Genomic DNA, 26,649 nt, shown 5'->3' with positions numbered 1-26,649 from the left:
ATGTATTATAATAAAATATTCAAAGTAGAGTAATAGGCGATTTCTACACCTGAGGCGGATGAAAAGGTGCATCCAAGGCGGCGAAATAAGCTCCCGGCTCATAAAACACAGGAGGGGCCGGAGCAGCAGGTGCAAAGGGCGACAGCAGTATTAAAACTGATAGCGGAACATCTTCTACGGCATGGTAAGAGGAGATCAGGTGCTGTAGTGTCTCTTTTTGTTTATCCAGCGAATAGGTTTGCTCGAGCTGCTTGCGGAGGTGGCATTTGCCGTGGCACTGTAACTGTGGCTTATCCTGATTAATGCAGAGTACTTCAGAAATATATGTATAGTCAAGTTGGTAATACACTACCGGAGCCAGATAGCGGAACGTTGTCATCAGGTAGATGACCAGCATACTGAGGCCGAAGAGGTAGCGTTGCCACATGCTGCAAAGGTAGGGCAGCAGGAATCCTTGTGCAAGTATAAATAAGGGGGCTACTGCTACAGTGCTTCTTTTATGTAACAGCTTCCGGAGAGGCACATTGAAAGGCAGCAAAAGTTAACTTTTCTGTATTTTGAGTAGCCGGCTTCAGGTATGGCATACTTTTCGTTAAGTATCTGCTATATAGAAAAACGCTATAACTATGAAAAGATTATTTAAAGGGCTTGTGCTTGCATCGCTGTTTGTAAGCATTCTCAGTGTTAGTAGTTGCAGCACACCAGCTGGGCAGGAAGAAAATTACCTGCATGTAATTGGCGAGTATGAGCAGCCTATGCCTGATGCCGGTTTTCGTCTCAACCTGTCTTACAATGGCCCAATGGATATGCGGCAGAAATTTAACAAATGGGCTGATTCGCTGCGGCACGAGGTGCCAAGTATGGTACGCACCAACGAGAACATATACCTGAATTATATGCCTGAGCAGATGGGAAAGAAAGTAAACCCCAATATGTTTCAGACTAGCGTAACGTATAATATTATCGTGCCTGATAGTGCCACCTACGGCCGCATTATGCAGGATGCGCTGGACCACCGGTTTTCGTTTAATGTAAATGTTAGCAGTACCTTTATAGATGATGCACAGCGGCAGAAGCTGCAGCAGGAGATGTTGGAGAAAGCACTTGCGAATGCCCGGCTTAAACTGAATAACCTGAGCAGCGGCGAAGGGAGCTACAAGATAGTAGGGATTGAGGAACTGGATAATACGCAACCGTACGGACCGGAATATTATGAATTTAACCGCCGGATGGTAGCACGAATAAAGGTTAAAGCTAGGTTAACGGCGGAGCAGGAGTAAGTAGGGCAAAAGATTTAACTAACAGGAGCCGCAACCAAAGCGGCTTTTTGCATTTAATGCCAAGCTATACTTGTATATAGCAGGATAGAAGATGGGTATGACAGATATTGTTGTAAAAGCTTTTTGTATTTTTTGTAGCTGTTAGTTAGCGCTTTAGGCACCATTGCAGGAGGTATTTTGTTTAAAAATAGGAGCTTATACTTGTGCTATGTCGGCAGCGCTAAACCTACCCTTTGCATACACGCTACACATGGCCCGAAAGTATAGTTAAAATTAAATAAAAGTGGTAACTTTACCTATTCAATTAGCCTATAACACCCAATGAGTGACGTAAAAGATATAGCAAAAGCTAACGATTATTCAGCAAATAGCATTCAGGTACTGGAAGGTCTCGAAGCGGTTCGTAAGCGCCCGGCCATGTACATCGGCGATATCGGCATTAAGGGCCTGCACCACCTGGTGTGGGAGGTAGTAGATAACTCTATTGATGAAGCCCTCGCCGGCCATTGCGACGAGATATCAGTAACCATAAACACAGACAATTCTATCACCGTTTCCGATAACGGACGGGGTATTCCAACTGATTTCCACACCAAAGAAGGCCGCTCTGCCCTGGAGGTGGTAATGACGGTGCTGCACGCGGGTGGTAAGTTTGATAAAGACACTTATAAAGTATCTGGTGGTCTGCACGGCGTAGGTGTTTCCTGCGTGAATGCACTTTCAACGGATTTGCATGTAACAGTGCACCGCAACGGAAAAATATACGAGCAGCATTATAATATAGGCGTGCCGGCTTTCCCGGTGCGTGAGATAGGTGAAACCGATAAAACAGGTACTACTGTTCGCTTTCAGCCGGATGCCTCCATCTTTACCACCACAGAATACAAGTATGACACCATCGCCAGCCGCCTGCGCGAGTTGTCTTTCCTGAACAAGGGGATACGTATTAACCTGCAGGACCTGCGTGAACTAAACGAGGAGGGACAGCCACTTTCTGTTTCTTTTTTGTCTGAAGGTGGTTTGAAGGAGTTTGTTGCTTACCTGGATGAAACCCGTGAGACGCTTATCCCGGAGCCGATTCACGTAGAGAGTGAGAAAAACGGTGTGCCCGTGGAGATTGCCCTGCAGTACAACACTTCTTACACTGAGAACATCTTCTCTTATGTAAATAACATCAACACCATAGAAGGTGGTACGCACGTAGCTGGTTTCCGCCGCGCGCTTACCCGTACCCTTAAGGCTTACGCTGATAAATCAGGTATGCTGGATAAGGTGAAAATTGATATTGCAGGTGATGACTTTAGAGAAGGTTTGACAGCGGTTATCTCTGTGAAAGTGCAGGAGCCACAGTTTGAAGGCCAGACTAAAACCAAACTAGGTAACTCCGAAGTTTCTGGTGCTGTGGACACGGCCGTTGGTGAGATGCTGAATAACTATCTGGAGGAGCATCCGAAAGAGGCGCGTATTATTGTGCAAAAAGTTATACTTGCCGCGCAGGCACGTTTTGCAGCCCGTAAGGCTCGTGAGATGGTACAACGCAAGAGCGTACTGTCCAGCACCAGCCTTCCTGGTAAACTGGCCGACTGCTCTGACAGCAACCCTGAAAACTGCGAAATTTACCTGGTAGAAGGTGACTCAGCAGGTGGGTCTGCTAAGCAGGGGCGTAACCGTAAATTCCAGGCAATTCTGCCGCTTCGTGGTAAAATCCTGAACGTGGAAAAAGCCCAGGAGCACCGTATCTACGAAAACGAAGAGATCAAGAACATGATCACCGCTCTTGGGGTGAGCTTTGGTACGCCAGAGGACGACAAGGCGCTGAACATGGTAAAACTGCGCTACCACAAAGTAATCATCATGACGGATGCGGACGTAGACGGTTCACACATCCGTACCCTGATCCTGACGTTCTTCTTCCGTTACATGAAGGAATTAATAGAGATGGGCTATGTATACATTGCGCTGCCTCCGTTATACCTCGTGAAGAAAGGCAAAGAAGAGCGTTACTGCTGGACTGAGCAAGACCGTCTTGAGGCCATACAGGAGCTAGGAAAAGGCAGAGAAGAAAGCGTGGGCGTACAGCGCTACAAAGGTCTGGGAGAGATGAACCCAGAGCAGCTTTGGAGCACCACCATGGATCCGGACACCCGAAGCCTGAAGCGTGTGGACATTGAATCAGCTGCCGAGGCCGATCACCTGTTCTCCATGCTAATGGGGGATGAAGTAGGTCCTCGCCGCGACTTTATTGAGCGAAATGCCAAGTATGCACGTGTAGACGTGTAAGTACTCATAACTTATATTTTGGAAAGGCCAGCTGTTACAGCTGGCCTTTTTTATTTCCCCAAAGTGTTAGCATACTGGTACTCCCGATGACTAATACGGTAAGCTTTATTGTTATAATGCAGGCTTGTATGCCATAGGAGTGCGCCAGCGGCTATTGTTCCTGATGTTTTGCTAAATGACTGTTTCTTAACTGCTTAATAAGCCTTTGAATTTATTTCCTGGAAATATAGGAAATGTAAATACTGTTGCTACCTTTGTAGTGTACTATGTAACTAATACACTATACAGGTGACGGTATGATACAAATCGAGAATTTAAGTTTTGGCTACTCCAGCAAATCGCTGCTCTTCCAGAACCTGCAGCTCTCACTGCAGCGGGGGCATATTTATGGTTTGCTAGGCAAAAACGGCGCGGGCAAGTCTACGCTGCTGAAGAACATGGTTGGCCTTGCTTTTCCGAGGGAGGGTAGTTGCCTGATTGATGGTAGAAATGCTGCCAGCAGGTCAACGGCTTTGCTGCAGGAGCTCTATTTCCTGCCGGAAGAGATTTATGTACCGTCGCTTACTTCTGCTCAGTATGTGAAAAACACCGCCTGCTTTTACCCAAAGTTTAGCGAAACTGACTTTTATAGATACCTGGCTGAGTTTGAAGTGCCGCGCGAAGCTGTGCTAAACAAGATGTCTTTTGGACAGCAGAAGAAAGCGTTAATTGCTTTTGGTTTAGCTACTAACACAAGCCTGCTAGTAATGGATGAGCCAACCAACGGCTTGGACATACCTTCCAAAGTACAGTTCCGGAAAATAATTGCCTCAGCGCTCACCGAAGACAGGTGCATGATTATCTCCACACACCAAGTCAGAGACCTGGACAGTCTGATAGATACGCTGGTGGTGCTGCACGAGCGCGAAATCGTGCTAAACGCAGACCTTGATACCATTGCTGACAGGCTCACCTTTACCAATCTCTCATCTACCGAAGGTATGGATGTGCTGTATGCAGAAGACGCTCTGAGAGGAAAGCACGTGATCATGCCAAACACAGCAGGTACCTACAGCAAAGTAGATATGGAGTTGCTCTTTAATGCGATCATCAGCGGTGATAAATCACTTTTGAACTTCTTAAATAAACCTGAGTATGCAAAACCATTTTAGCTTTCGCCGTTTTAGTTTGTTGTTTCAGAAGCATACTTCTGAGCATATCAAAAGCTACCTGATGTCGCTGGGGGTACTTTTAGGTATACTTGCCTTGTTTATCGGAGGTGCTGCCTACCTAGATCATCAGCCATTAAGTGAGACGGCGCAGGGGGTATTCTTTGTGTTGTTTCTGTTTGGTGTCGGTACTGTTTTTACGAGTAGTGTCTTTGCGAACTTGGGCGATAAAAATAAGTCTATTGCCTTCCTGACGCTACCAGCCTCACACTTTGAGAAGTATCTGGTAGGCTGGGTATACTCTTTTCTGCTCTTTGTGTTAGTTTATTTAGCCTGTTTTTATCTGGTTGACTATGTGGTGCTAAGTATGGAAGCTGGCGGTGAAACACCTCGCTTACTCAATGTGTTTTCAACGAAAGAGGGGATGTATATGGCTTTTGTTTATTACGCCCTACTGCATGGGCTGGCAATTTGGGGAAGTACATTCTTCCAAAAAGGACATTTCATCAAAACCGCATTTGCCTTTATAGTAGTAGCAGGTGTTCTGATTATACTAAACGAGCAGCTGATGCAGCTGGTGTGGGGGCGCGATATAAACGGGGCAATGCCTTTTACAAGTATATCTTTTAAAGAAGGGGAGGAACAAGCGAGTGTAGCATTTCCGGAAGCGTATTCAACCCTCTTAAGTTTTATACCATTGGTGTTGGCAGCTCTTTTCTGGGCGGCGTCTTACAAGCTGCTGCAGGAAAAGCAAGTATAGGTAAAGAAGAAAAAGTATGGAATTTAGAAATAATGAAGCGATCTATTTGCAGATAGCATCCTATGTCAGCGAAAACATTCTGCTGGGCAAATGGGCACCAGAAGATAAAATACCCTCGGTACGGGAGCTGGCAGTAGAGCTGGAGGTAAACCCTAACACTGTGATGCGCACCTATGAATTTTTGCAGAACCAGGAGGTAATCTATAATAAGCGAGGCATTGGCTTTTTTGTAGCACCAGATGGGCTAAAGAAAATCATTGCCTACCGAAAGCTAAACTTTCTGCAGCAGGACCTACCCGAGTTTTTCAGGAGCATCTACCTCTTAGAAATCAGCCTGGAGGAGGTGCAGGAAAAATATGAGCAGTTTATTACAGAAAATTACGAACTAAACCAGTAAAGGCATCATGAAAGCAAGTAGCAAATTACTTTTAACAGCTTTATTGTTCTTTATAGCTACAGTGGTGGCCTATAACGCAGTTCTTACAAAGGAGTATAAAAAAGGAACTTACAAAGACCCTTACCAGAACTACAGCAGCTTAGACCATACAGGTTTTACAGCTATTGATGTTCGCGGAGCCAACTACATGCGTGTTAAAATCATACCGGGCGAGTATAAAGTATGGGTGCATAAAAGTGCAAAAGACTTTATCAAGGTAAAGCAAGAGCAGGATCGGTTGCTGGTAGGTATGGCGTTTGATGAAGAAGTTCGTAATGTAAGCGCCCCATACTACGTAATTATATCAACGCCTGATCTTAAACACCTGCAAACGGATGCTTCTTACACAGTAAATGGCAAAGAGCTGTATATGGATACTGTGGGTGATGGAAAATTTAATGGCGTTACAGTCTACGTGCAGGACTTAAGCATGGATAGCCTGAATCTAGTGCAGAGCCGTGCCAGCAAAGTTATGTTATCTAATAATAAGCTCGGAGCTTTGAAGGCAACTGTAGGAGAGCAGGATGGCAGCCAGTCTATACTTGAGCTTAGCGGAAGCAACCAGGTACAGCAGGCAAACCTTGACATCAAAAACAGAAGCGAACTGCACCTGGAGAACGTGCGCATCCCAAAGCTAACTTATACTTTCTCTGACAACACGAAAGTAACTGTTTCAGGCGCTTCACTGGCTTCTGTGCTGAAGAATTAAGTATCGCATTCGACAAATGAACTGCCATTAGTACAATCTAATATTATGAAGAAATATTTTATACTTACCTGCTTAGCTACTTTTGCTGTGTTGGCTGCTGTAATAGGTTACCAGCCAGAGAAAAGGAGCATAGCAGAGCCTGCAGTTACTAAACCAGTCAGCAACAAATCACTTACTTTGGAGGAGCAACTGACGGAGCTATGGGATGCAACAGCGGAGAGTTTAGTTGTTGTAAGGGCTTTGCCCTACTACCTGCTTCTGGACAGCGAAGATAGAGAGACAAACGAAGACACACCTAAGATAACGTCGGAGGATGTGATTGATTTTCTGAAAGCTGTTTTGTAGCAGCATGATTGATGTTTCAGTACAGTTGCCCTCTTTCCAAGTATAGGTTTGGTTTACTTATCAATAAAATAGAAAAAAGCAGCAGTTTTAGACATAAAGGGTGGATAGCGGTTAGAGCCGCTGCCTGCCCTTTTGCTTTTTCTGTGCAAGCTAAACTTTATATAGTGCTTTGCTTGCCTACAGCTTTACGGCTGCGAGTTTAAGTTTGGAAACTCGCTATAGATTTCTTCCTTTGGAGCTCTTATATTTTTACCTTTGTATGCCCTTGAGGTAAGTATAAGTAGGCACAGCGCAGGAAACCAAGCCCTGAATTAATTTTTGCCGTAATATGAAGGAATAGCTATACTTTCTCCTTATATTTTGAGTTTGAGAAGTAGGCGGGTTTAAAGTACAATTTCTGTGCTTCCTAAACCCTTGAAAACACCAGAGAACATGCTGATTAATAAGGTTTCTGACCAGATAAAGAGAAGTAAATACATTAGTCGCGACCTTAGCTGGCTGCGCTTTAATTACCGCGTACTTGACCAAGCCCGCGACACTGACAAATGTCTGTTCGACAGGCTGAAGTTCCTGGCTATTACCTCCTCTAACCTCGACGAATTCTTCATGATCCGGGTGGGGAGTTTGTACAATTATCTCGACTATGGCAAAGAGCGGCTTGACTATTCAGGCCTTCGCGAACTGCCGTTTCGGAAGAAGCTGCTCGACTATGCCCATCGGTTTGTGAACGACCAGTACCTGACGTTTAACAATGAGCTGAAGCCGCTTTTCGCTGCAAACGGATGCGACATCCAGAAGCCGGGCGAATTGACCGAATTAGAACAGAAGAAGGTAGATTCCTACTTTAAGAATACCATCTATCCGATGCTCACGCCCATGGTGTTTGATAACTACCATGGCTTTCCGCTGCTGATGAACCAGCTGCTTACGTTTGGGGTGGTTACCAGAACCACTGATGAAGGCAAGCCGCAGGACCGCGTTACGTTTGTACAGATACCGCAAAACTTAACCCGCTTTTACGAGATTAACCGCAAAGACAAAATTGTATTTGTGCCGATAGAGGATATCGTGCGGTGGAAGATCAAGAAACTTTTCCGTAACGTGGAGATTGTATCGGTTAACCTGTTCCGCATCACACGAAACGGAGATTATACACTGGAGGAGTCGGATGACCTGGAGGCAGATTTTGTGCAGGAGATAAAGTCAAAGCTAAAAACGCGCAAAAAGGGGCGTGTAGTGCGGCTGGAGGTAGAGCGTAATCCGTCTCAGTTTATGATGCGGATATTAAAGGAACGCTGGACGATTGATAATGCCAACGTGTTCACGATTAACAGCCTGCTGGACCTGCGCTGCTTGTGGCAAATTATCAACCACCGGCACTTTAGAAACAGAGGTTTTAAGCAACCTGCTTCCATTTCTCCACGAAGCCTGCCCAATGACGGAGTAGATCTTTTTGAGTATTTGAAGGAGCACGATGTTTTGCTGCATCACCCTTACAACAGCATGGAGCCAGTGGTAAACCTACTGGAGCGAGCCGCTGAAGACCCAACAGTGCTAGGAATTAAGCAGACTATTTACCGCCTGGCAGATCAGTCGCGTGTAACAGCCGCATTGCTGAAAGCCGCTGAGAATGGAAAGCACGTATCGGTGCTGTTCGAAGTAAAAGCTCGCTTTGACGAAGAAAGGAACATAAAAGAGGGGGAGAGGCTGGAAAAGGCGGGCTGCTTTGTAATCTACGGCATCAGCAAGTATAAAACACATACAAAAATGCTGATGATCATCCGGAAAGAAGGCGAAAAAGTGACGCGTTATGTACACATTGGTAGCGGAAACTATAATGAGTCTACCGCACGCCTTTATACGGACGTGAGCCTGCTCACCACCAATGAGATCTATGCGCATGATGTGTCGGAGTTTTTTAATGTGATTACCGGGCATTCGCGCCCGAACGATTACAAGTACCTGATGACCTCACCCAAAAACATGCGTAATCAGCTGATTGAGTTGATTCGGCAGGAGGCACGCAATGCAAAGAAAGGGTTGAAGAGTGGCATTGTCATTAAGATAAACTCCCTGGAAGACCGTGAGGTGATTGATGAGTTTTATAAAGCATCGAAGGCTGGTGTTCCGATTAAGCTGATTGTGAGAGGGATTTGCTGTCTGCGCCCCGGCCGAGAGGATCTGAGCGAAAACATATCCGTTAAAAGTATAGTGGGAGAGTATCTGGAGCACGCACGCCTGTATTACTTCCACAGCAACGGAGCTCCTAAAGTATACAGCGGAAGTGCCGATTGTATGGTGCGTAGCTTTGATCGCCGCATAGAGGCTCTGTTCCTGATTACGAATGAAGAACTGAAACGCGAGGCAATCAGAATCCTATACTATAACCTGCAGGACAACCAGAACTCGTATACCATGCGCGAGGACGGGACTTATATTAAGCGCCGGAATGGAGCTAACGAAGATGCTGTAGACCTACACAAGCTATTCTACAGTAAAAACGCTACAGAAGAAGAAGTGGAGTTATTTTAATGGCTGAAGATAAAAGGCGGAGGCCGGAGTAGAATAAACTGCTCCGGCCTCCGCCTTTATGGTTTTTTATTGAGCTATAAGTAGCGACAGATCAGGTTTAAGAGGAGGCAGGTTTTTGCCTCTAGCTAATCTTTGTAATCACGAATCTCTCCGGATGATACTGCTCATAAAGTGCATGCAGCATGCCATCCTTCAAACCTACTGCAGGCACAACCATGGTTTCCACTTTGGCCCATTTCATGGCGGAGAGGTAGATTTCTGAGGCAGGCACAATCACATCAGCACGATCAGGATTGAGCATCAGATCTGTGATACGCTCGTTCATGCTCAGGTTAGATAAGCGTGTGGCTACTTCTTCTATCTGCTTTCTGAAAATAGGCTTTCCTGCTGTTTTTCCAGCTAATTCAAATAGCTTATTGATATTGCCTCCGGTACCTATAGCACGGGCTATATGATACTTTTTAGCGTTGGTTTCAATCCAAAGCTTCATTTTATCCCATAACTCACTGGAGTCACGGCCATGCATGTGGCGTATAGAACCTTGCTCAAAAGATTGAGAAGCCATCTTCTCACGATTAACATAGATGTTGAATTCGGTACTGCCACCCCCCACGTCTATGTGCAGGTAATTGCGCTCATCCAGAAAGCTGAAGATAACCTTGTTGATCAGGAAAGCTTCCGTTTCTCCATCAATAACCTGTATTTCCAAGCCAGTTTCCTGCTTCACGTGCTCAATAATCTCTGGGGCATTAAGTGCTGAACGCATGGCAGAGGTAGCGCAAATCATGTAATGGTCTACATCATGCACATCCAGCAGCAGCTGGAAAGCCTTTAAGAGTTTTACAAATTTATTTACCTTAACATCACTGATATAACCGGTGTTAAACACATCCTCGCCAAAGCGGATAGGATAGCGCACATATTCTACCTTTTTAAAGAAAACATTTCCGTTCTGGTTCAGCACGCTGGAGATCTGGCATCTCACTGCGTTAGACCCAATGTCAATAGCAGCTAACTTCAATTTTTACAGAGTTTGGTTTTTTCTTACGTGTAAATATAACAATAAATAAGTAGCAGGCAGCAGGAGTTGGTGACAGATAAACGCACCTAGTGTAGATCATCTCTGCTGTTCAAAAGTGCCTGCTTCTACCGAAGGCTCATGGTAGGCGTAAGGTTTATCCAACCAAGCTGGCCATCGGCATTTCGCACAAGCTCAAAGCCGTTGTAAGTACCAAGTATAGCAACGCTGGTTCCAGCGCTGATGCTGTCTTTGGCAGCAGCCTGTGCGTGTGCCTCATCCAGTAAGTCAGTATCAGAGGTTAGCTTTACCAGGCGAACAGGCTTTGTGGCAGGCTCTGTAATGCTGTTGGCAATATAGGCTTCAGATCCGTTTGGCAGCTGTACCCGGTACCAACTGGCTGTGCCTCCTGTTACCAGCAACGGGGTGTGCTGCGGCAACTGCAAATATACTTCAGAGCTTGTGCTGGGCTGTAACCTGATGTTGGCGTTTTTAGTTGCCACCCGAATCCAGTGGCTTATCTGAGTGGCATCAATCCTTACCGGAGGCAGCTTTTCAGCGGACTGGTATACGTAAGGGTAAGGGTTAGTGGCCCCCTGCCCATAGCGGTAAATACCAAAGTGCAGGTGTGGGCCTGTTGTTCTGGCATTGCCTGTATTGCCGATTAAACCGATGGTGTCACCGGCCTGCACGCGCTGACCTGCCTGCACTAATTGGCTGTCGAGGTGCGCGTAGTATAAGCTTTGCCTGCGGTCTGAATCAGTTAGCCACACCACTTTGCCGCCTCTTGGTGTCGTGTTTACCTGCCGGATAACGCCGTCTGTAGCTGCAATAGCGGGTGCGCCTCTTTTGGCAAACACATCTATGCCTTCGTGGCGGCGTGCGCCTGCATCGCGTGGGTCGCCCCAGATGCTGGCTATGTTCCGGCTGCTTTTACCTGCCACCGGAAAAGCGAGTGTTGGTTCTGATTGTATGGTGAGGGTGTACTGGCCGCTACGAAGAAGTTCCGGTTGTACCCGCAGCAGATGTTGTTGCTCGTCTTTTACCTCGTAAGCCAGCGTGGCCGAGGTAGAGTCTGCAAAAGCTACATGAGAGATATTTCCGTTACCGGTTTCGTACAAATCCATAAAAACCTGTAACTGCTCCCGCGCCTTTACCTCCAGGTTTACAACCAGGCGTTGCCCTCGTTGTGTCTCTACACGATAAGCCAAAGCACGGGGTTTGTCGGCTGCAAAATAACCTGTCTCCTTGAAGGGTAAAGTAACTGTGATAGAATCTTGTAACGCCTGTTGCCCTGCCTGCAGCCACTGCTTGCCCAAGGCTGTCTCATCCAGTTTCGCGTCTTTCAATTTAGTAGCATACTTCTCGTACGGCGTCTGGTTTCTAAAAACACCTCTTAAGGTTTGTTCTTTACCACAACCAGCCAATAGCAAAAGCAGCAAAGTGTAAAATATATAGTTGATGAAGCTGTTTCTTTTTGTAGTCATAGTAGGAGCTATACTTGGTTTTATACTTACTCTAAAAGGTTTATAGTCAAAAATGATGCCCTTTATCTTTCTTTTATACGTTCTGAATGAGCATCGTATGAATTTGTATTAAACCGTGGCAGCTGCAGTCCGTAAACTAAAGGGTAAACAAACTTATTACCTGATGAGAAAGCCAAGATGGAGATACATGCGCAAAAAATTGAGCAGAGGTCTGTTGCCATTGTTTGCACCACTCGTGCTTACACCTTTGGCTACGCCAGTAAATACCGGGTCTTCCATGCCTTTGCCTAACGCAGATCAGCTACAGAAAAGAATCACGAACCTTAAACTGTTAAAGTTTAACCAGGTGTCTTACAACCTGTATGCCCATATGAAGTTGCAGGACGAAGGCTTGCGTTTTGAAGTGTTTGATAAAGCCCTTACCGGCTATTATAACATGAAACGCAACGGGGAAGTGGCAGACAAGCCTTATATTACCATCGTTGATTTTACAAAATCATCAAATACCAAACGCCTGTGGGTGGTGGATGTGGAAAAGAAAGAGCTACTGTTTAATACCTATGTATCGCATGGGCGTAATTCGGGCCAGGAGTTTGCCGAAAGCTTCTCAAACGATAACGAATCCTTTATGAGCAGCATCGGCTTCTATGTAACCGAAAACACCTATTACGGTAAGCACGGTTTATCATTGAAACTAGAGGGACTTGATAAAGGCTTTAATACCAATGCAAAAGACCGTTGCATTGTGATGCACGGTGCAGAATATGCTACAGAAGAGTTTATAGAGCAGGCCGGTCGCTTAGGGCGTAGCCTGGGTTGCCCTGCCATACCTATGGAAGAGCACGAAGACATTATAAAAGTAGTGCAGGGTGGTACGGCCATGTATGTACACGCGGCATACGATCAATACACATCACAGTACCTGGACCACATGACGGCTATGGCAGAGCTGGTTAATGAAAACAAGAAAGACTTACCACCTCTGAACCAAGGTTAGTTAACACGCCATTTAATGCCACAACCTATAGCCGGTACCTGATGCGCTTGCACGGGTTGGTTAGCTAAGAGTGCATCCAGCGCAGCGCTTAAATCTTTGCCAGTTACAGGTGTATCTTTGCCAGGTCTGGCATCGTCAAACTGGCCGTGGTAGGTGAGGGAGAGGTTGCCGTCATAAACAAAAAACTCTGGCGTGCATTCTGCTCCATAGGTGCGGGCTACCTGCTGTGTCTGGTCATATAAGTATGGGAAAGGAAGTTTAAGTTCATTTGCCAGTTCTTTCATCTGCTGCGGCCCGTCTTGCGGTGCAAGGGTAGCATCATTGGCATTTATGGCTACAAATTTTACTCCTTTTGCCTGATAGTTTTCAGCGAGCTGTATTAAACCTGGCAGTATATGCTGCACGTATGGGCAATGATTGCAGATAAACGCGATGACTGTCGCTTTTGTTGAGGCCACATCTTGCAGCGAGAAAAGCTTATCCGAGACGGTATCGAGAAGAGCAAAATTATGCGCTTTAGTGCCTAAGGCTACCTGTGTTGTCTGCTGTGCCATAGTTCCGGGCTTTTAGAAGGTGAACTGCTACGATACTACTTCAACTAAGATAAGGCTTTACCCTGGCATAACAAAAATTAGGCTGGTAGATTAGCTTAAGTTTTATACAAGTGGAGCTGCATCTACCTAAGAAAGTGCCTGAGGTGAAGGGCTACCTGCCGGCTTTGAACGATCTTCTGGCAAGGGCACAAACTCTTCGTTATCGGATGGAGGAAGAAGTATACGGCCTGCTTTCCAATCCGCTTTAGCCTGCTCTATCCGCTCTTTTCGGGAGGAGACAAAATTCCACCAGATGAATCTTTCTCCTAGTGGTTCGCCACCCAGCATCATAAGTGTGGATGCTTCTTTAGCAAGTATAACCGGATCTACGCCTTTGGTGAAAACAAGCATTTGACCAGCTGTATAGGTGCGGCCAGAAACCTCTATACTTCCTTTAGCCACATAGATGCCTCTTTCTGTGTGGCCTGTAGGTAAGCCAAAGCGGCCGCCTGGCTCCAGTACCACATGCAGGTAAAACAAGGGCGAGTGCGTCTTTACTTTATTGTTCAGGCCAAAGGCATCACCTGCAATCAATCGCATCCATACACCTGTGTCTGTAAAAATGGGGAGCTGCTCTGGTTTATAGTTGTCAAAAGATGGGGTAGCCTCTTCGTCTTCTTCAGGCAAAGCAACCCATGTCTGTATCATTTCCAGCTGACCACCAGCCAGTGTAGCCGGGTCTTCAAACCGCTCTGAATGTGCAATGCCGCTTCCTGCTGTCATCCAGTTTACTTCGCCAGGGCGAATGACCTGCTGCACCCCCAGGCTATCGCGGTGCGTAACCTGGCCTCCAAATAAGTAGCTTACCGTTGATAAACCAATGTGCGGGTGAGGCAGCACATCCATAGAACTGGCCTGCTGCGGCTCAATGTTTACCGGGCCGGCGTGATCCATAAAAATGAAAGGCCCTACCATTCTTTTAAGGCGAAACGGAAGGATTCGCTGCACACGCATACCTGGTCCGATAGATGCTCCCCTGGCCTCAATAACAATATCTAGCATGGCTTATCCTGTTAAGTTTTTATGTTTAACGAAGAATACAATAGTTCGGGTAGCATATAATTACCGATTGAGGTTCAGGTCATGCTACGGTCAAACTTCTTTATTTCCCCGAATTAAATTACAGTTATACTACAAGCAACCACTGTGCTCTTTTAAATTAATTAAAATGACACTTCTAACACTTTTTTAAAACTGCTACCAATAACGTACTGCTGTTAGTTTGTTAAAGTGATGTAGGGTAAAAAAGCAGGCATAAATTTAGAATTGCAACCCTACCTGCAGTAGCACATCAGATCGTTGGCCTTCTAGCTGTCCGAAGCCATAGTCATACATGGCACCTACGGATACAAGCTTTTTACCAAACTTTATATCTACACCAGCGCCTGCAGTAAAATAAAACTTCATGCGTTCAAACTTAATACTTGTGTCCACCGGCTGCGTGTAAACAATCTCCTGAGATGATGTCTCTGATAAAAGAGCAGAACGATAGGTATAGGTGCCTTTCTGACTTAAGTAAATGGCGCTACCAGGACCAAACTTAAAGAATGGCAGCACTGAACGCTCTTTGCTGTAAAAAGAGTACTTATATAACACAGGAACCTTAAGCGCTGTGTGTTTTACGTTCATCTTATATGTGTATAGCAGGGGAAAAATGGAGCGCTCTGTATAAGAGTCATATTCTACAAAGTTTAAGGAGGGGGCTAGTTGCAACACATGTTTATTTTCCCCTATAAAGTTTAAGTGCAAATTAAGTACAGCTCCGATTTCATAGGTAAAGCTTGTGCTGAAGTCAAGCGATTTTACAACATCATAATCGCTGATATACATGTTGTAAGGCGGCGAACTAAGATTTGAAATTCCTGCTGAGGCGAACACGCCAAACGAAGTGGTGATATCTGGTAACGTCTTTTCCTCGAACAACACATATGTTTGAGATGGAGCACTGAGCTTTTGGTAAGCTATGGCAAGGGCTACTAAATCTTTTCTGCTATAAGCCATCTTATCTATTTTAGAAAGTAAAGATGGTTGGTCTTTGAGCAAGAACTTTAACTGCCTTTTATACACTTGTGGCTTTGCCAGCTCTATGGCTACAGTGTCTTTTGAGATCACATAGTAGTCTTTTGTATCATCTTTATAGTAAAACAGGCTCACCGGTCCTTTCAAAACACACTCTACAAACGTTTGGCTGCCAAAGTCAAAATTTACTGCAGTGCCAGATACGTAGTACTTTCCCTCATCAAAGCGATATGCTTTAATTTGATCAGGGCTATACGTTACTTTCTGCTGGTCAGCTTCTTGTTTGAAAATGCAGCTTCTGGCGTTAGCGGCATCTCGTCTATAGTTCAACAATCCCTGGATGGTATCATTTTGCTGCGTTATGATATAGCCTGGCCTGAAATCGGACTGGGCTTTGGCTTCCAGAAAGATGAATAGAAATAAAAACAGCGCAATGAGTCGGGTGGGTATTAAGTTGTTCATAAGTAGTTGTAGGAATCTGACGTTGGAAGGAGTGTGTAGTTAGCCTTGTATACTTTTTGGCTACGTAAAGAACTTGTCGATTTTACTAAAGGACTTTCAAAGCCTTTTTAACTGCTTTATACTGCGCGTCAATCACAGCTTGGTTATGGCCATGTGCAGCACCCGGCACAAGTATAAACTCTTTCTTTGGGGCTTTTACCTTATCAAAATATGCTTTGGTGAGTTCTTTGGGAGTTAAAATGTCTTCCTCTCCCTGGATGAAGTATACCGGGACTTTATAGTGCAGCCCATCCTGCATGAAATTTACCCCAGCCCCCATGGATTTAATCCCCATGGCTTTATGGCCAGCAAAGTAGAGGAAGGAATAATCGTCTCCGTTATACCTGTCTTGCGCGTCCTTTTCGTTGTCGTAAGCACTTGTCAGCTTCCACCAGGAGGCGGGGGCAGGAGTTGCATTCTCTCGCTCATACTTTTTGATGATGCGCATAAGCTGGCCTGATTTCCTGGCCTCTCCGTAGGGAGGAGGACCCAGACTCTCTAACTTGTCCAAGGATTCCTGGTCTTTGGCGGACTGCGCTAGTTTAGATACCGTGTTGAACGCATGCAGGAATCCTGCTTCCTCATTTACTATTTGCGAGTGGCCTACATAGGCAGAAAAAAGATCCGGACGGCTTAGAGCCATTTTTGCACCTAGTATTGATCCCCAGGAGGTGCCTACAAGAGTTATTTTCTGCTTCCCCAGATGCTTGACCAGGTACTCAGAAAGCGCAATTCCGTCGGCTGTCATTTGCTCCACAGTTAGTGGGTTCTCTATCCAGTAATCTTCCGTTACTGTTTCAGGGGCGTTTTTACCAAAGGTTCTTCCTGCGCCTCGCTGGTCCCAATACACCAGCACAAAATCCTTTTTCCAGTAGCCGTAGATGGCATCGTCATACTGGCTCATGGTACTACCCGGCCCCCCATGCAGAAACAGGATAATAGGTTTGGTTTTGTCTTGCCCACTGATGGTTACCCACTGCTCTATGCCGCCAATGGAAATAAAGCCTTCCTCGTTTATGGCTTTTGTTTGTGCGGCTAACCTGCCCGACACGAAAGTGAGAAGTAGAATGAGTAAAAGTTTCTGCTTCATATTGCGTTAAAAGTAAGGAAGATGATTAAAACTATGTTTTTAGTGCTGGTAACGGTTTACTTGCATGTGCAGTAACTGATTAAATGAACTTTCCTGTCTGACTTGAATCAAGTTCTTTAGAGGCAAAGAACTTCGGTCTACCACTACACCCGCTATTGCCCATACCATAGTTAGCGGTTTAGGCTTTTATTTAACTTACTTATTAATTTCATTGCCAGCATTATCATCACCGGTTTGATGAATCTATAGATAAGGAGTCCAATAGCTGCCAATATAAGTATAAAAAGGGTTGGCAATATTGCTCCAAAGGTATAGGTCATGCCAAGAATAAAGCCCAATATAAATTCAGAGTAATATATGGGAATAATTAGGCTGAGCATTAATATAATGTATGGAACATTGTCTAAAAAGGGGCTGTATCCATTAGCGAATGAAACTGCTATCAAAACTCCTAATGCTAAACCTGTTATAAAAAGCTTTAAAACATAGCTTTGTAGAATGTTCGTTTGATATCCTTGTGAAGATTTTTTGTCAAATCTCTTTTCTGTTCTACCTAAAAGAAGCCAAGTAAGAATAGGAAGTAATAATCCGCTCCACCAGTTGGAAATTACAGGTAGGTTTTGTTGTTGTAGAATATGATGACTGGCAACACCACCATGAAGATGCTCCCAAAAAAGGAAAAAGAGAATAAAAACAGTTACAGTGCCTGTAATAAGTGCCTTATTTTTTGACCTGTTTCGTCTTTGAAGGGTCTCATGATTTAACATCATTCTCTATCTCTTATGATTGTCTGTTTGACTTCCAACAGTGCTCGGCTATGAGCAGTTAGGGATTTTACACCCATACTTTTAGGTTTAGCAGTGAACTTTGATTTATGTGTAGTTTTTTGAGCAATCATCCAAATACTAATTGCTTATGACTCATGTCGTGGTGTTGTTTTTCTTGTTTTGAGAATTAATAAGGTCAATATGTATATGAGTACAATTGCGAATGGTATTGCTATAAATCTATATTCTGGCAAAAGATACCAAAGAGCTACAATTGCTATAGTTCTTGTCATTGCATGGAAAATGCCCGCCCAATGCTGTATTATCCATGAAAAGGGCAACCACATTAAGCCAGTCAAAATTCCTACAGTCATTGGAAGAGAAGAATAGTCAACGAGGAAAAAGGGTATAGCTATCGAGTAGACTAGAATGGCTTGTCCAGCGGTAAAAAGGAAAAGTGCATCGAACTCATTTTTTGGTTTACTTTTATCCAGAAAATTTTCACCCGTGAATTTGGAGAGAAACAGGCCTAAATATACGATGCTGCCGGTTCCAATGAAGATTGCCCAAACCGCTACGAAATCCGAAAAGAAAATTCCGGTAAATCCAATAATAGCCCAAACACTTAACCCAGCTAAAGGCGTGGCGAGAAATCTTTGATTGGAAAACTCAATTCGCTGTTCTTCAAGTGTTCTTTTCATTGGTCCAGTTTTTTCAAATGCCCTATAATGGTCTTGAACAGGCTAAGGGTGAGGCGTCAGCCGAAGCCTATACTTTGTTTCCTGAACGAGATTCTTGTTTTATTTCTAGTAGGATACTGCTTTGTGTTGTAAAATACATACTCACCCAATCTCCAACTTCAAATCTGCCATATACTTCTTCTTCTACCTGTATTCTTTGATTGTCTACTACTATAAAATGTTCAATAAGCTTTGGCTGTGAAGAGGAATCAGCCGCAGGATTACCATGCCACCCCCAGTTAGTATTTGTAGGCTTATCTGTTATCTGTCCTGAATATGTTCTCTTTGAATCATTCTTTAGGTCTTGCAGATAGGCCTTAAGCGCATGATATAAAAAGGCAGCAAATCCAGAGACAACGACTAAAAGTAAAATAGAGACCGCTGTACTCTTTACAATAAGTTGTCTGTCACTCATTTGTATGTATATGATAGAAGCACCGATTATTATGGCTATGATGATACCTACGGCTAAAAAACTTATTATAACTTGTTTCATCTCAAGCTTTATTCTGCTTTTGTCAGTACTATTTAGTTTTTCTTCTTCTATCATTTTTATGACAGCTAACGTCTTGTATAAACGACGAGGAGGCTATCGGCCGCTTTGGCGTTTATACCTTGTTGTAGTGCGTTGTTTTTATAGTATGTTGCTCGTATACTTCCCTATACCATTCAAATTAGCAACCCCTTCTTCTCTTTCCGCAAGAGATTTTAATTCCTTGCAAAAGTTGTCTATTGCATTTGGCTCTACAATCAACTCCATGGAGAGTTTGTCTTTTTCTTCTTTTCTATATTCAGTTGCGACATTCTCTTCCATCGTTATAAGCACGCCACATTTCCCTGTTGGACCAATTTTATAGAAGTCCATTTCAAAGAAAGCATAGCTATCCTTTTCTCCACATGAATGAGTTACTCTGTCCTTATTGAAAGGAAATCCATCAAGTTCATTTGCAAACTTGAGCAATGAATCGGACACTTCGTAGACTTCTGTTATCCCCGAATATCGTCCGTTGCTTGCAGATGCACGCAACTCAATCAAATGCTCGTCTTCCCAGACTACTTCAAGTGTTAAATTATTTTCTTTCATTACTTTCCAATGTTACCTAACTACTGTATATAAGGAGCTGTTCCGGTTATTGGCCCTTTAGCTGGAGTGAATAAACCCTGTTTGCTACTTTATGTAAATTGCGGTAGGAGCTTCGACTTCTCTTCTATACATTTCAAAGTCAATATATAACTTTCCTTTAAAAACAAAAAAGTATAGCCCACGCATGAGCTATACTTTTGCTGTTATATTTATCAAAAATTACCTGCCGAAAAGCTCGGTCATTTCTTTTAGCTCCTGTACATGCTCTTTGGTAAACTGCCCTGGTTGCAGGCGCCATTCCCAGTTTCCGGAGCTGGTGGAGGGCTTGTTCATAGTGGCATCTTTGCCCAGGCCCAGCACATCCTGTACCGGCACTACAGCCAGTTGCGCCACCGACATGTAAGCCATCCATACCATTACCTTGTGTACATTATCTTCGGTAATTTTATGGAGGCTATATTTGCTGAGTAGCTCCAGGTCTTTCTTATCGGCATCTTTGTACCAGGCAAGCACGGTGCTATTGTCGTGGGTGCCGGTGTATACTATACTTTTGCGGGTGTGATTGTGCGGCATAAAAGAACTTTCAAAGGCTTTCTCGTCGCCCACAAATGCAAAGAGCAGCACCAGCATGCCCGGCAGGTCAAATTCTTTGATCAGGTCGCGCACAGGCTGGTCTATCTCACCCAGGTCTTCGGCGATAATCGGCATCTTCGGGTACTTCTCCTGCACCAGGCTCAGTATCTCATGCCCCGGCGACTGCTTCCATTCTCCGTTTACAGCAGTTTCATCACTGGCAGGTACTTCCCAATAGGCCGAGAAAGCACGGAAATGGTCGAGGCGCAGCACACCGAAGAGGAGTAGGTTATGGTCGATGCGGTCTATCCACCAGCCATACTTTTGCTTGGCCAGCGCTTCCCAATCGTATACAGGTGTGCCCCACAACTGTCCTGTTTCGCTGAAAAAATCCGGTGGCACACCCGATACGGCAGTGGATTTACCTTCTTCATCCAGCTTAAACAGCTGCGGGTGGCTCCAAACATCGGCACTGTCGTGGCTCACGTAAAAAGGCATATCCCCAAAAAAGGTGATGCCTTTGCTGTTGCAGTATTGCTTCAGTTTTTCCCATTGGCGATAGAAGATAAACTGCAGGAACATTTCAAACTCAACCTCCTCGCTCAGTTCTTCGGCCAGTTCATTTATAGCCTGCTTATCACGCTGCTTTATTTTCTCGGGCCACTCCACCCAGCTTTTATGCTCGTAATTTTTCTTGAAAGCCACAAAGTGTGCAAAATCCTGCAGCCAGAGTTTGTGCTCTTTCTGGAAATCGGCAAAGTCTTTCCACAGCTTGTCAGGCAGCTCGTCGCTAAAGTTGTTATACGCTTGCTGCAGCAGGTTCAGTTTATACTTGCTCACTTTGGCAAAGTCTACGCGGGCATCATCAAACTGCTCGTCGTGCTCCAAGTCTCTGTCGTGCAGAAGCCCTTCTTTTACCAGTAGCTCGGGGCTGATGAGCAGCGGGTTTCCAGCAAAGGCGGAGTGGCTGCTGTACGGTGAGTTACCATAGCCTTCTTCAGTTGGGTTTAGCGGCAGTATTTGCCAATAGCGTTGCCCTGCCTCCTGCAACTGGTCAGCAAAAGCATAGGCTTCCGGGCCTAGGTCGCCGATGCCAAAGGGGGAGGGGAGGGAGGTTATATGGAGCAGGATGCCTGCACTTCGTTTTTCAATAATCATACTTCTTAAGCAATTAAAAGTGCGACAGGGAATGTCTTTAGTACTTCTGCTACGGGCACGGTGCCGGAGGCGTTTAGTTTGTCCTGCCCGAGTACGTTTTGCCATTGCTGCGGCGCGTTTTCCGGCAGCACGATGGCGGTGTCACCCCATACGTCCTGGCCCAGCGGCAGGTCGTGGCTTTCGACGAGACCTACAAGTAAAAGCGGCACAGCTACCAGCACCCACTGCCCCTGGTAGTGGCGGGCAAAAGCCAGCAAGTGGTTCTTTTTCTCGCCATGTACCTGCAGCGGAATGTAGTCCCCTTTGTCAAACACAGTCTGTAAATCGCGTTTTGTTACCAGTGCTTTGTGCAGCAAGTATAACTTAACCCGCGCGTCTTCCGGGTGATGCAACAGCTGCTCGTGCAGTTGACTTGTACCTTCTTTATCTTGCTGTTTTAGCTCCTGCAGGTAGCGCAGGCGTTGGTCATAGTCTACAGGGCGACGGTTATCCGGGTCAACCAGGCTCAGGTCCCAGAACTCCGTGCCCTGGTACACGTCTGGTACACCGGGGCTGGTCACTTTCAGTAGCGTCTGGCAGAGAGAATAGATCCACCCATAGTGCGCCAGCTTCAGGAAGAAAGGCTGAAAGGAGTGCATAAAGTCTTCATCTTCCATTAGCAGTTGCCTTACCAAATCCTGCATGGCCTGTTCATAGCCCTCGTTCGGTGCCGACCAATCTGTATTTACCTTTGCTTCGCGCAGAGCTTTTTGAAGGTACTCCTGCACACGTTCAATCAGCGTATCGTCTACCTCACCGCCAATCGGTAGCACACCAATCAGCGTCTGGAACAGGAAGTATAAATCATTGGTGGTAGGCTCGGAAGTATACTTCTTCGTGATCTTTAACCATAGCTGTACTTTTTCATCCCATTCTTCCGGCACCTCGCTCAGCACGTTCAGGCGCATCCGGGCACCTTCGCCCCGTTTGGTGTCGTGGGTGGCGGTGGTGTTAATAGAGTGCGGGTACGTGCGCTGCCTGTGCTGCATGCGTTCATGGTAATCATCTGCTTCCAGGTGGAATATATCCGGGCTGTTGCCCACTTCGTTCAGCGAGATCAGGCGGTTGTAGTTATAGAAGGTGGTGTCTTCCACACCCTTTGCTGCCAACGGACCTGTAAACTGCTGGCTACGCATCACAAAGTATAGCTTGTTATTTTTTGTTTCGTCAGTATCGTCTGGGGTAGCGGTAAAGAGCGTGTGCAGGTGGTTCAGCTTTTCTTCTGATGCAGGGGCCAATTTAAGTGCCTCCGAAAATGCCTCATCCACTACTTTCATTTCGTGCTGAGAGAGCGGGAGTTTGTTCCCGTAGATGCAGTATACCGGCCAGGCAACCAACAGCGCAGACAGTGCCTTGCGCCATGCCTCTTCCTGCTCCAGCGGTATCAGCTGGCGCTCCTGCAGTATGCGCAGTAAGTTCTCTCGTTCACCCTGCATGTAGTTTTTCAGGATGAACATTTTTTTATCATACACCAACTGCTCATAGTTGGTAGGCGCGTTCGGCACCAGGCGGCGGTAAATCTCGGTGAGTTTGCGTCGGCCTTTGCCCGAAGTATACAAGTTGCTCACCCAGGCCAGAAAATCGTATCCGCTATTACCTTCTATTGGCCAGCGCTCCGGCATATGTTCTTCACCTTCCAATATTTTCTCCACCACCAGGTACTGCTCTGGTCCCACCAGCGCGCGCAGGCGCTTCAGGTAAGTATTTGGGTCGAAGAGGCCATCTACATGGTCTACGCGCAGGCCCTGTACAAGCCCCTGCTCGCACAGCTGCTTTATAAACTGGTGATACTGCTCAAACACCTCCGGCCGTTCCATGCTCAGGCAGATCAGGTCGTTCACGGTAAAGAAGCGGCGGAAGTTGATCACCTTCTCCGTTTCCTGCCAGTGGCAAAGTATAAAATGCTGTTTGTTCAGCAGCTCCTGTAGCCTGGTTTTATCCTGATTTATACCTTGGATTTGCGCTTCTACTGCCTGGCGAAGTGCTTCGGATTTGAAGAGTTTCTTTTTAAAGTTGCTCCAGGCGGCAGGCGTTATACTAGCCTCTTCTTCAAAAGGCGCCAGCTCTTTCAGCAATTGCTCTACCTGCGTGCTTACTTCCGGGTTACCCGAATTCTGAACCACTTCCTGCAGTAAAGGCTTATAGCTGGCTACGCTTAAAGGGTAGCCGCTATCGTAATAAAACACCTTTAGGCCCTTCTCGTCTAGCTTTAGCTCCAGTTGCTTGTTTTCCAGCACCTGCTCCAGCGGGTCTCCTAAAAAGGGCACCATCACCTGCCCGTTAAAGTCCGGGTGGTTAAAGTCGATGTCGAAGAAAGTATAAAAGTGCGACTGCGGGCCTTTTTCCAGCACATCCATCAGCCAGGTGTTCTCCGGGTGGTAGGCCATGTGGTTGGGCACGATGTCCTGCAGCCAGCCCATGTTGTTTTTCTTCAGCTCCTGGGCAATCTCCTTCAGCTCTTCTTTCGTGCCGATTTCGGGATTTATTTCATAGGCAGCCGTTACATCATAGCCGTGCTCGCTGCCAGGCTTTGAGGTAAAAAAAGGAGCAGAATATACGGTGCTTATGCCCAACTCATGCAGGTAAGGCACAATCTGGCGAATGTCGCTCAGTTTAAAGTTTGGATTCGTTTGCAGCCTGTAGGTTGCAGATGGTATATAAGTCATTTTTATACTTTCAGGTTGAGGTTGTTGTAAAGCTTTTCAAACTTCTCGCACCACTTGGTGGCTTGTCCGTCGCCTTTATCGGCGTGTTGTCTCATCTCTTCGTAGCTATCCTGCTGCATTCTAAACGCAATGTTCTGGGCCTGCCAAAAGTCTGTTTCCAGCTTAGAGCTTTCCACTACCTCCAGCAGTTTTATCAGCAGGTCTATGTTTTCAGTTTTAGTTGGATTTTCCTGCACCTGCTTCATTAACTGGTCAATGCGCTGCGTCAGGGCAAATTCCAGGCGGGTATAGTTCAGGCGCACGTTCATGCGCTGCACCTCCGTTAGCAGGCGTTTTATTTCGTTTGTGTCCGGTTTCTCAGACTTAAACTCGCGCAGCAGCCGGGTATTTACAATGTAATCTACGGTGGTTTGCAGTGGGCGCGGCAGCTTCATGCCATAGGTTTTGATGGCAGAAATTAGTGGGTAGTTGTTGTCGTAGATCTGCTGAAAATCACTCTCCACACTCTCCATCGTCTGCGACAGCACCTGATCCAGTATGTTTTTCTGATCATCCTTAAACAAATGCCAGAAGGAGTAACTGTGCGATTCAAAGTGCTTATCCAGTAGCATGATCACCTCGCTTACATTCCCCCGCTCAAAGGCAGTTTGCAGCTCTACACGCAATTTTTCGTAATCCTCCGGGCTCATGAACTCCCGCACGCCACCAAACAACTGGTGGTCGCCGAGGTGCAGCACGCCAAAGGTGATGATCTCTTCTTCCCAGGTTATTTTCGACTTGATTTTCGCGCGCCCCACCGCCAGCTTCTGCCGCCCGGCTTCAAAGTAATCGTACGCCTCTGAGGTAGCTGAAAAGCTGTAAAGGTCAAAGCTCTCGCCATATTCCTCGAAAACGGAAGAAACAGCATAGTGGGCTCCCACTCGCAGCAAATCTATGATAGCAGGCTTAACCTCCTTGATGTAAGCTTGTGCCGCATCGCCTTCTTCTGGATCGTTGCTTTTGGCTTCGCGGAGCAGCTCAATAAACTCCGGCTCCAGGTCCTGTCCGCTAATGTCTTTTGCTAGCTGTATCGTGCGTGCGGCATAGAAAATATCCTGCACCGTTTCGATACCTGTTACTTCATCAAAAAACCAACCGCAGCTGGTATAGACCAGCAAGGTGTGGTACTCCATCTCCAGCAGCTTCAGAAAGCGTACTTTCTCCTGCTGGCTCAATTCCCGTGAAGTATGGCTCCTGATAAACTCCTGCACGTTTCGCTCTGAGCGATTCATAATTACCTGAATGTAGTCGTTGCGGGTGGCCCAGGGTTCAGCGCTAAGTTTTAGCATTTCCTGCTCATAAAGCGGAGCTACTTTATCGCGCAGCCAGTCGAACGCCTCACGCAGCGGGCCACGCCACGCCTGGTTCCAGCCTGGGTTACCGCCCGTGTTGCAGCCGCAGTCGCTGCGCCAGCGCTCTACGCCATGCGCGCAGCTCCACGAGCTTTCCTCTATAATCTGCGCCTCATAGGTGGGCGGGTGCTTCTCCATATACTCGCCATACACGGTGATATGCGCCAGCTCTTCCTCCAGTATATGATCTATGGCAAAAGAAAGCGCCATCTCACCGAAGCGGTGGTGGTGGCCGTACGTTTCTCCGTCGGTGGCGATGTGCATGAGCTGCGGCTCTTCCGGGTTCTCATCCAACGTGCTGGTAAGGCGCTTGGCAAATTCATCCCCCCGCTCCAGCAAGCGCTGAAAAGCTATTCCCTGCGATACTGGCCCATCATAAAAGAACAGCACCATCTGGCGGCCCGAAGGTAGTTTGCACACGTATGGCCGCTTCGGATCTATGTTTGCACCCTCGGCATTCTGCCACTCTTTATCCCCAACCTTCCGGAAACCCTTGGCCTGGTAAGGAGACAGAATGGTGAACTTGATGCCATGTTCGGCTAGTACCTCCAGGCTGGGTGTATCGGCAGCGGTTTCGGCCAGCCACATACCTTCCGGCATACGACCAAAGCGCTTCTTAAAATCATAGATACCCCAAATCACCTGCGTCTGCTTGTCGCGCTTGTTGGCAAGCGGCATAATAATGTGGTTGTATACCTGCGCTATGGCCGTGCCGTGCCCTGAGAAACGCTTCTGGCTACGCTTATCCGCATCAAGTATAGCCTGGTATGTTCCCGGGTCTTTTTTCTGCATCCACTCCAGCAGGGTAGGGCCAAAGTTAAAGCTGATGTAACTGTAGTTGTTAATGATATCTACAATATTGCCTTGTGCGTTTAAAATGCGAGATGCAGAGTTACGGGCATAGCATTCATCTGATATCCGCTCGTTCCAATCGTGGTATGGCGAGGCAGACTCCTGTCGTTCTACTTCGTTTAGCCATGGGTTTTCGCGAGGGGGCTGGTAAAAGTGCCCGTGTATACAGAGGTATCTATTCATG

Annotated in this window: 23 protein-coding genes; 9 read left to right on the top strand and 14 right to left on the bottom strand. The window is 46.1% G+C overall.

Features of this window, described 5'->3' with window-relative positions; all coding sequences use genetic code 11:
- Positions 1–43: 43 nt before the first annotated feature.
- On the bottom strand, positions 44–427 hold the full coding sequence (locus tag ACFQ2O_RS02255) for a hypothetical protein (RefSeq protein WP_377522579.1): 384 nt from the start codon (positions 425–427) through the stop codon (positions 44–46).
- A gap of 199 nt (positions 428–626) precedes the next feature.
- Between ACFQ2O_RS02255 and ACFQ2O_RS02250 the strand changes: the two genes are divergently transcribed.
- The 8 genes from ACFQ2O_RS02250 (at position 627) to ppk1 (ending at position 9,490) form a co-directional block, all read left to right on the top strand.
- Positions 627–1,280, top strand: coding sequence for an SIMPL domain-containing protein (locus ACFQ2O_RS02250; RefSeq protein ID WP_377522578.1), 654 nt, complete (start codon positions 627–629; stop codon positions 1,278–1,280).
- Positions 1,281–1,601: 321 nt separating this feature from the next.
- Positions 1,602–3,560, top strand: coding sequence for a DNA topoisomerase (ATP-hydrolyzing) subunit B (gyrB, locus tag ACFQ2O_RS02245; RefSeq protein ID WP_377522575.1), 1,959 nt, complete (start codon positions 1,602–1,604; stop codon positions 3,558–3,560).
- A 296-nt stretch (positions 3,561–3,856) separates the two neighbouring features.
- Positions 3,857–4,711: an ABC transporter ATP-binding protein gene (locus tag ACFQ2O_RS02240; protein WP_377522571.1), complete on the top strand. Its 855-nt coding sequence runs from the start codon at positions 3,857–3,859 to the stop codon at positions 4,709–4,711.
- Positions 4,695–5,468 carry a hypothetical protein gene (locus ACFQ2O_RS02235; protein WP_377522569.1) on the top strand — a complete coding sequence of 258 codons (774 nt, stop codon included), beginning with the start codon at positions 4,695–4,697 and terminating at the stop codon, positions 5,466–5,468. Before ACFQ2O_RS02240 ends, ACFQ2O_RS02235 begins: the two co-directional genes overlap by 17 nt.
- Positions 5,469–5,484: 16 nt before the next feature.
- Positions 5,485–5,865, top strand: a complete 381-nt coding sequence (locus ACFQ2O_RS02230) for a GntR family transcriptional regulator (protein WP_377522567.1) — start codon at positions 5,485–5,487, stop codon at positions 5,863–5,865.
- A 7-nt stretch (positions 5,866–5,872) separates the two neighbouring features.
- Complete coding sequence (locus ACFQ2O_RS02225) at positions 5,873–6,613, top strand: hypothetical protein (protein ID WP_377522564.1); 741 nt, start codon at positions 5,873–5,875, stop codon at positions 6,611–6,613.
- 45 nt (positions 6,614–6,658) lie between these two features.
- Entirely contained in the window at positions 6,659–6,958 is a 300-nt protein-coding gene (locus ACFQ2O_RS02220) for a hypothetical protein (protein WP_377522561.1), read from the top strand.
- A gap of 432 nt (positions 6,959–7,390) precedes the next feature.
- On the top strand, positions 7,391–9,490 hold the full coding sequence (gene ppk1 / locus ACFQ2O_RS02215; protein WP_377522580.1) for a polyphosphate kinase 1: 2,100 nt from the start codon (positions 7,391–7,393) through the stop codon (positions 9,488–9,490).
- A gap of 121 nt (positions 9,491–9,611) precedes the next feature.
- On the opposite strand, the gene ACFQ2O_RS02210 is transcribed toward ppk1, so the two are convergent.
- Positions 9,612–10,511 (bottom strand): Ppx/GppA phosphatase family protein, encoded by a 900-nt coding sequence (locus tag ACFQ2O_RS02210; protein ID WP_377522558.1) that lies wholly within the window; start codon positions 10,509–10,511, stop codon positions 9,612–9,614.
- 125 nt (positions 10,512–10,636) lie between these two features.
- Positions 10,637–11,995 (bottom strand): peptidoglycan DD-metalloendopeptidase family protein, encoded by a 1,359-nt coding sequence (locus tag ACFQ2O_RS02205; RefSeq protein WP_377522556.1) that lies wholly within the window; start codon positions 11,993–11,995, stop codon positions 10,637–10,639.
- Positions 11,996–12,158: 163 nt separating this feature from the next.
- Between ACFQ2O_RS02205 and ACFQ2O_RS02200 the strand changes: the two genes are divergently transcribed.
- Positions 12,159–12,992 carry a murein L,D-transpeptidase catalytic domain family protein gene (locus tag ACFQ2O_RS02200; protein WP_377522553.1) on the top strand — a complete coding sequence of 278 codons (834 nt, stop codon included), beginning with the start codon at positions 12,159–12,161 and terminating at the stop codon, positions 12,990–12,992.
- Here the strand turns inward: ACFQ2O_RS02200 and ACFQ2O_RS02195 are convergent.
- The 11 genes from ACFQ2O_RS02195 to ACFQ2O_RS02145 form a co-directional block, all read right to left on the bottom strand.
- Positions 12,989–13,546 (bottom strand): thioredoxin family protein, encoded by a 558-nt coding sequence (locus ACFQ2O_RS02195; RefSeq protein WP_377522551.1) that lies wholly within the window; start codon positions 13,544–13,546, stop codon positions 12,989–12,991. The genes ACFQ2O_RS02200 and ACFQ2O_RS02195 overlap by 4 nt on opposite strands.
- Positions 13,547–13,672: 126 nt before the next feature.
- Positions 13,673–14,587 (bottom strand): pirin family protein, encoded by a 915-nt coding sequence (locus tag ACFQ2O_RS02190; RefSeq protein WP_377522549.1) that lies wholly within the window; start codon positions 14,585–14,587, stop codon positions 13,673–13,675.
- 258 nt (positions 14,588–14,845) lie between these two features.
- The gene (locus tag ACFQ2O_RS02185) at positions 14,846–16,066 is read right to left on the bottom strand and encodes an outer membrane beta-barrel protein (protein WP_377522547.1); all 1,221 of its coding nucleotides are present in this window, start codon (positions 16,064–16,066) and stop codon (positions 14,846–14,848) included.
- An 85-nt stretch (positions 16,067–16,151) separates the two neighbouring features.
- Positions 16,152–17,195 carry an alpha/beta hydrolase gene (locus tag ACFQ2O_RS02180; protein ID WP_377522546.1) on the bottom strand — a complete coding sequence of 348 codons (1,044 nt, stop codon included), beginning with the start codon at positions 17,193–17,195 and terminating at the stop codon, positions 16,152–16,154.
- Positions 17,196–17,365: 170 nt separating this feature from the next.
- The gene (locus ACFQ2O_RS02175; protein WP_377522544.1) at positions 17,366–17,965 is read right to left on the bottom strand and encodes a hypothetical protein; all 600 of its coding nucleotides are present in this window, start codon (positions 17,963–17,965) and stop codon (positions 17,366–17,368) included.
- Positions 17,966–18,108: 143 nt separating this feature from the next.
- The gene (locus ACFQ2O_RS02170; RefSeq protein ID WP_377522542.1) at positions 18,109–18,663 is read right to left on the bottom strand and encodes a DUF7010 family protein; all 555 of its coding nucleotides are present in this window, start codon (positions 18,661–18,663) and stop codon (positions 18,109–18,111) included.
- Between the two features lie 67 nt (positions 18,664–18,730).
- Positions 18,731–19,252 (bottom strand): hypothetical protein, encoded by a 522-nt coding sequence (locus ACFQ2O_RS02165; protein WP_377522540.1) that lies wholly within the window; start codon positions 19,250–19,252, stop codon positions 18,731–18,733.
- An 84-nt stretch (positions 19,253–19,336) separates the two neighbouring features.
- On the bottom strand, positions 19,337–19,786 hold the full coding sequence (locus tag ACFQ2O_RS02160) for a hypothetical protein (RefSeq protein ID WP_377522539.1): 450 nt from the start codon (positions 19,784–19,786) through the stop codon (positions 19,337–19,339).
- Between the two features lie 219 nt (positions 19,787–20,005).
- Complete coding sequence (malQ, locus tag ACFQ2O_RS02155; protein WP_377522538.1) at positions 20,006–21,517, bottom strand: 4-alpha-glucanotransferase; 1,512 nt, start codon at positions 21,515–21,517, stop codon at positions 20,006–20,008.
- Positions 21,518–21,522: 5 nt separating this feature from the next.
- Positions 21,523–24,222: a malto-oligosyltrehalose synthase gene (treY, locus tag ACFQ2O_RS02150; protein ID WP_377522536.1), complete on the bottom strand. Its 2,700-nt coding sequence runs from the start codon at positions 24,220–24,222 to the stop codon at positions 21,523–21,525.
- A gap of 2 nt (positions 24,223–24,224) precedes the next feature.
- On the bottom strand, positions 24,225–26,648 hold the full coding sequence (locus ACFQ2O_RS02145; protein WP_377522534.1) for a DUF3536 domain-containing protein: 2,424 nt from the start codon (positions 26,646–26,648) through the stop codon (positions 24,225–24,227).
- Position 26,649: the final 1 nt, after the last annotated feature.

This window comes from Pontibacter rugosus, from assembly GCF_042678745.1.
In the GTDB taxonomy this organism is placed as follows: Bacteria; Bacteroidota; Bacteroidia; order Cytophagales; family Hymenobacteraceae; genus Pontibacter; species Pontibacter rugosus.
Note: the sequence above shows the minus strand (reverse complement) of the source record. Positions and strands in the feature narration are given on the sequence as shown.

Bases quoted from the DNA above. Each gene is read 5' to 3' on its own strand.
- ACFQ2O_RS02145 (WP_377522534.1), bottom strand. From the start codon at position 26,648: ATGAATAGATACCTCTGTATACACGGGCACTTTTACCAGCCCCCTCGC.
- ACFQ2O_RS02165 (WP_377522540.1), bottom strand. From the start codon at position 19,252: ATGATAGAAGAAGAAAAACTAAATAGTACTGACAAAAGCAGAATAAAG.
- ACFQ2O_RS02160 (WP_377522539.1), bottom strand. From the start codon at position 19,786: ATGAAAGAAAATAATTTAACACTTGAAGTAGTCTGGGAAGACGAGCAT.
- malQ (WP_377522538.1), bottom strand. From the start codon at position 21,517: ATGATTATTGAAAAACGAAGTGCAGGCATCCTGCTCCATATAACCTCC.
- ACFQ2O_RS02240 (WP_377522571.1), top strand. From the start codon at position 3,857: ATGATACAAATCGAGAATTTAAGTTTTGGCTACTCCAGCAAATCGCTG.
- ACFQ2O_RS02235 (WP_377522569.1), top strand. From the start codon at position 4,695: ATGCAAAACCATTTTAGCTTTCGCCGTTTTAGTTTGTTGTTTCAGAAG.
- ACFQ2O_RS02185 (WP_377522547.1), bottom strand. From the start codon at position 16,066: ATGAACAACTTAATACCCACCCGACTCATTGCGCTGTTTTTATTTCTA.
- ACFQ2O_RS02170 (WP_377522542.1), bottom strand. From the start codon at position 18,663: ATGAAAAGAACACTTGAAGAACAGCGAATTGAGTTTTCCAATCAAAGA.
- ACFQ2O_RS02175 (WP_377522544.1), bottom strand. From the start codon at position 17,965: ATGATGTTAAATCATGAGACCCTTCAAAGACGAAACAGGTCAAAAAAT.
- ACFQ2O_RS02205 (WP_377522556.1), bottom strand. From the start codon at position 11,995: ATGACTACAAAAAGAAACAGCTTCATCAACTATATATTTTACACTTTG.
- treY (WP_377522536.1), bottom strand. From the start codon at position 24,222: ATGACTTATATACCATCTGCAACCTACAGGCTGCAAACGAATCCAAAC.
- ACFQ2O_RS02190 (WP_377522549.1), bottom strand. From the start codon at position 14,587: ATGCTAGATATTGTTATTGAGGCCAGGGGAGCATCTATCGGACCAGGT.
- ACFQ2O_RS02250 (WP_377522578.1), top strand. From the start codon at position 627: ATGAAAAGATTATTTAAAGGGCTTGTGCTTGCATCGCTGTTTGTAAGC.
- ACFQ2O_RS02225 (WP_377522564.1), top strand. From the start codon at position 5,873: ATGAAAGCAAGTAGCAAATTACTTTTAACAGCTTTATTGTTCTTTATA.
- gyrB (WP_377522575.1), top strand. From the start codon at position 1,602: ATGAGTGACGTAAAAGATATAGCAAAAGCTAACGATTATTCAGCAAAT.
- ACFQ2O_RS02200 (WP_377522553.1), top strand. From the start codon at position 12,159: ATGAGAAAGCCAAGATGGAGATACATGCGCAAAAAATTGAGCAGAGGT.
- ppk1 (WP_377522580.1), top strand. From the start codon at position 7,391: ATGCTGATTAATAAGGTTTCTGACCAGATAAAGAGAAGTAAATACATT.
- ACFQ2O_RS02195 (WP_377522551.1), bottom strand. From the start codon at position 13,546: ATGGCACAGCAGACAACACAGGTAGCCTTAGGCACTAAAGCGCATAAT.
- ACFQ2O_RS02180 (WP_377522546.1), bottom strand. From the start codon at position 17,195: ATGAAGCAGAAACTTTTACTCATTCTACTTCTCACTTTCGTGTCGGGC.
- ACFQ2O_RS02220 (WP_377522561.1), top strand. From the start codon at position 6,659: ATGAAGAAATATTTTATACTTACCTGCTTAGCTACTTTTGCTGTGTTG.
- ACFQ2O_RS02255 (WP_377522579.1), bottom strand. From the start codon at position 427: ATGTGGCAACGCTACCTCTTCGGCCTCAGTATGCTGGTCATCTACCTG.
- ACFQ2O_RS02230 (WP_377522567.1), top strand. From the start codon at position 5,485: ATGGAATTTAGAAATAATGAAGCGATCTATTTGCAGATAGCATCCTAT.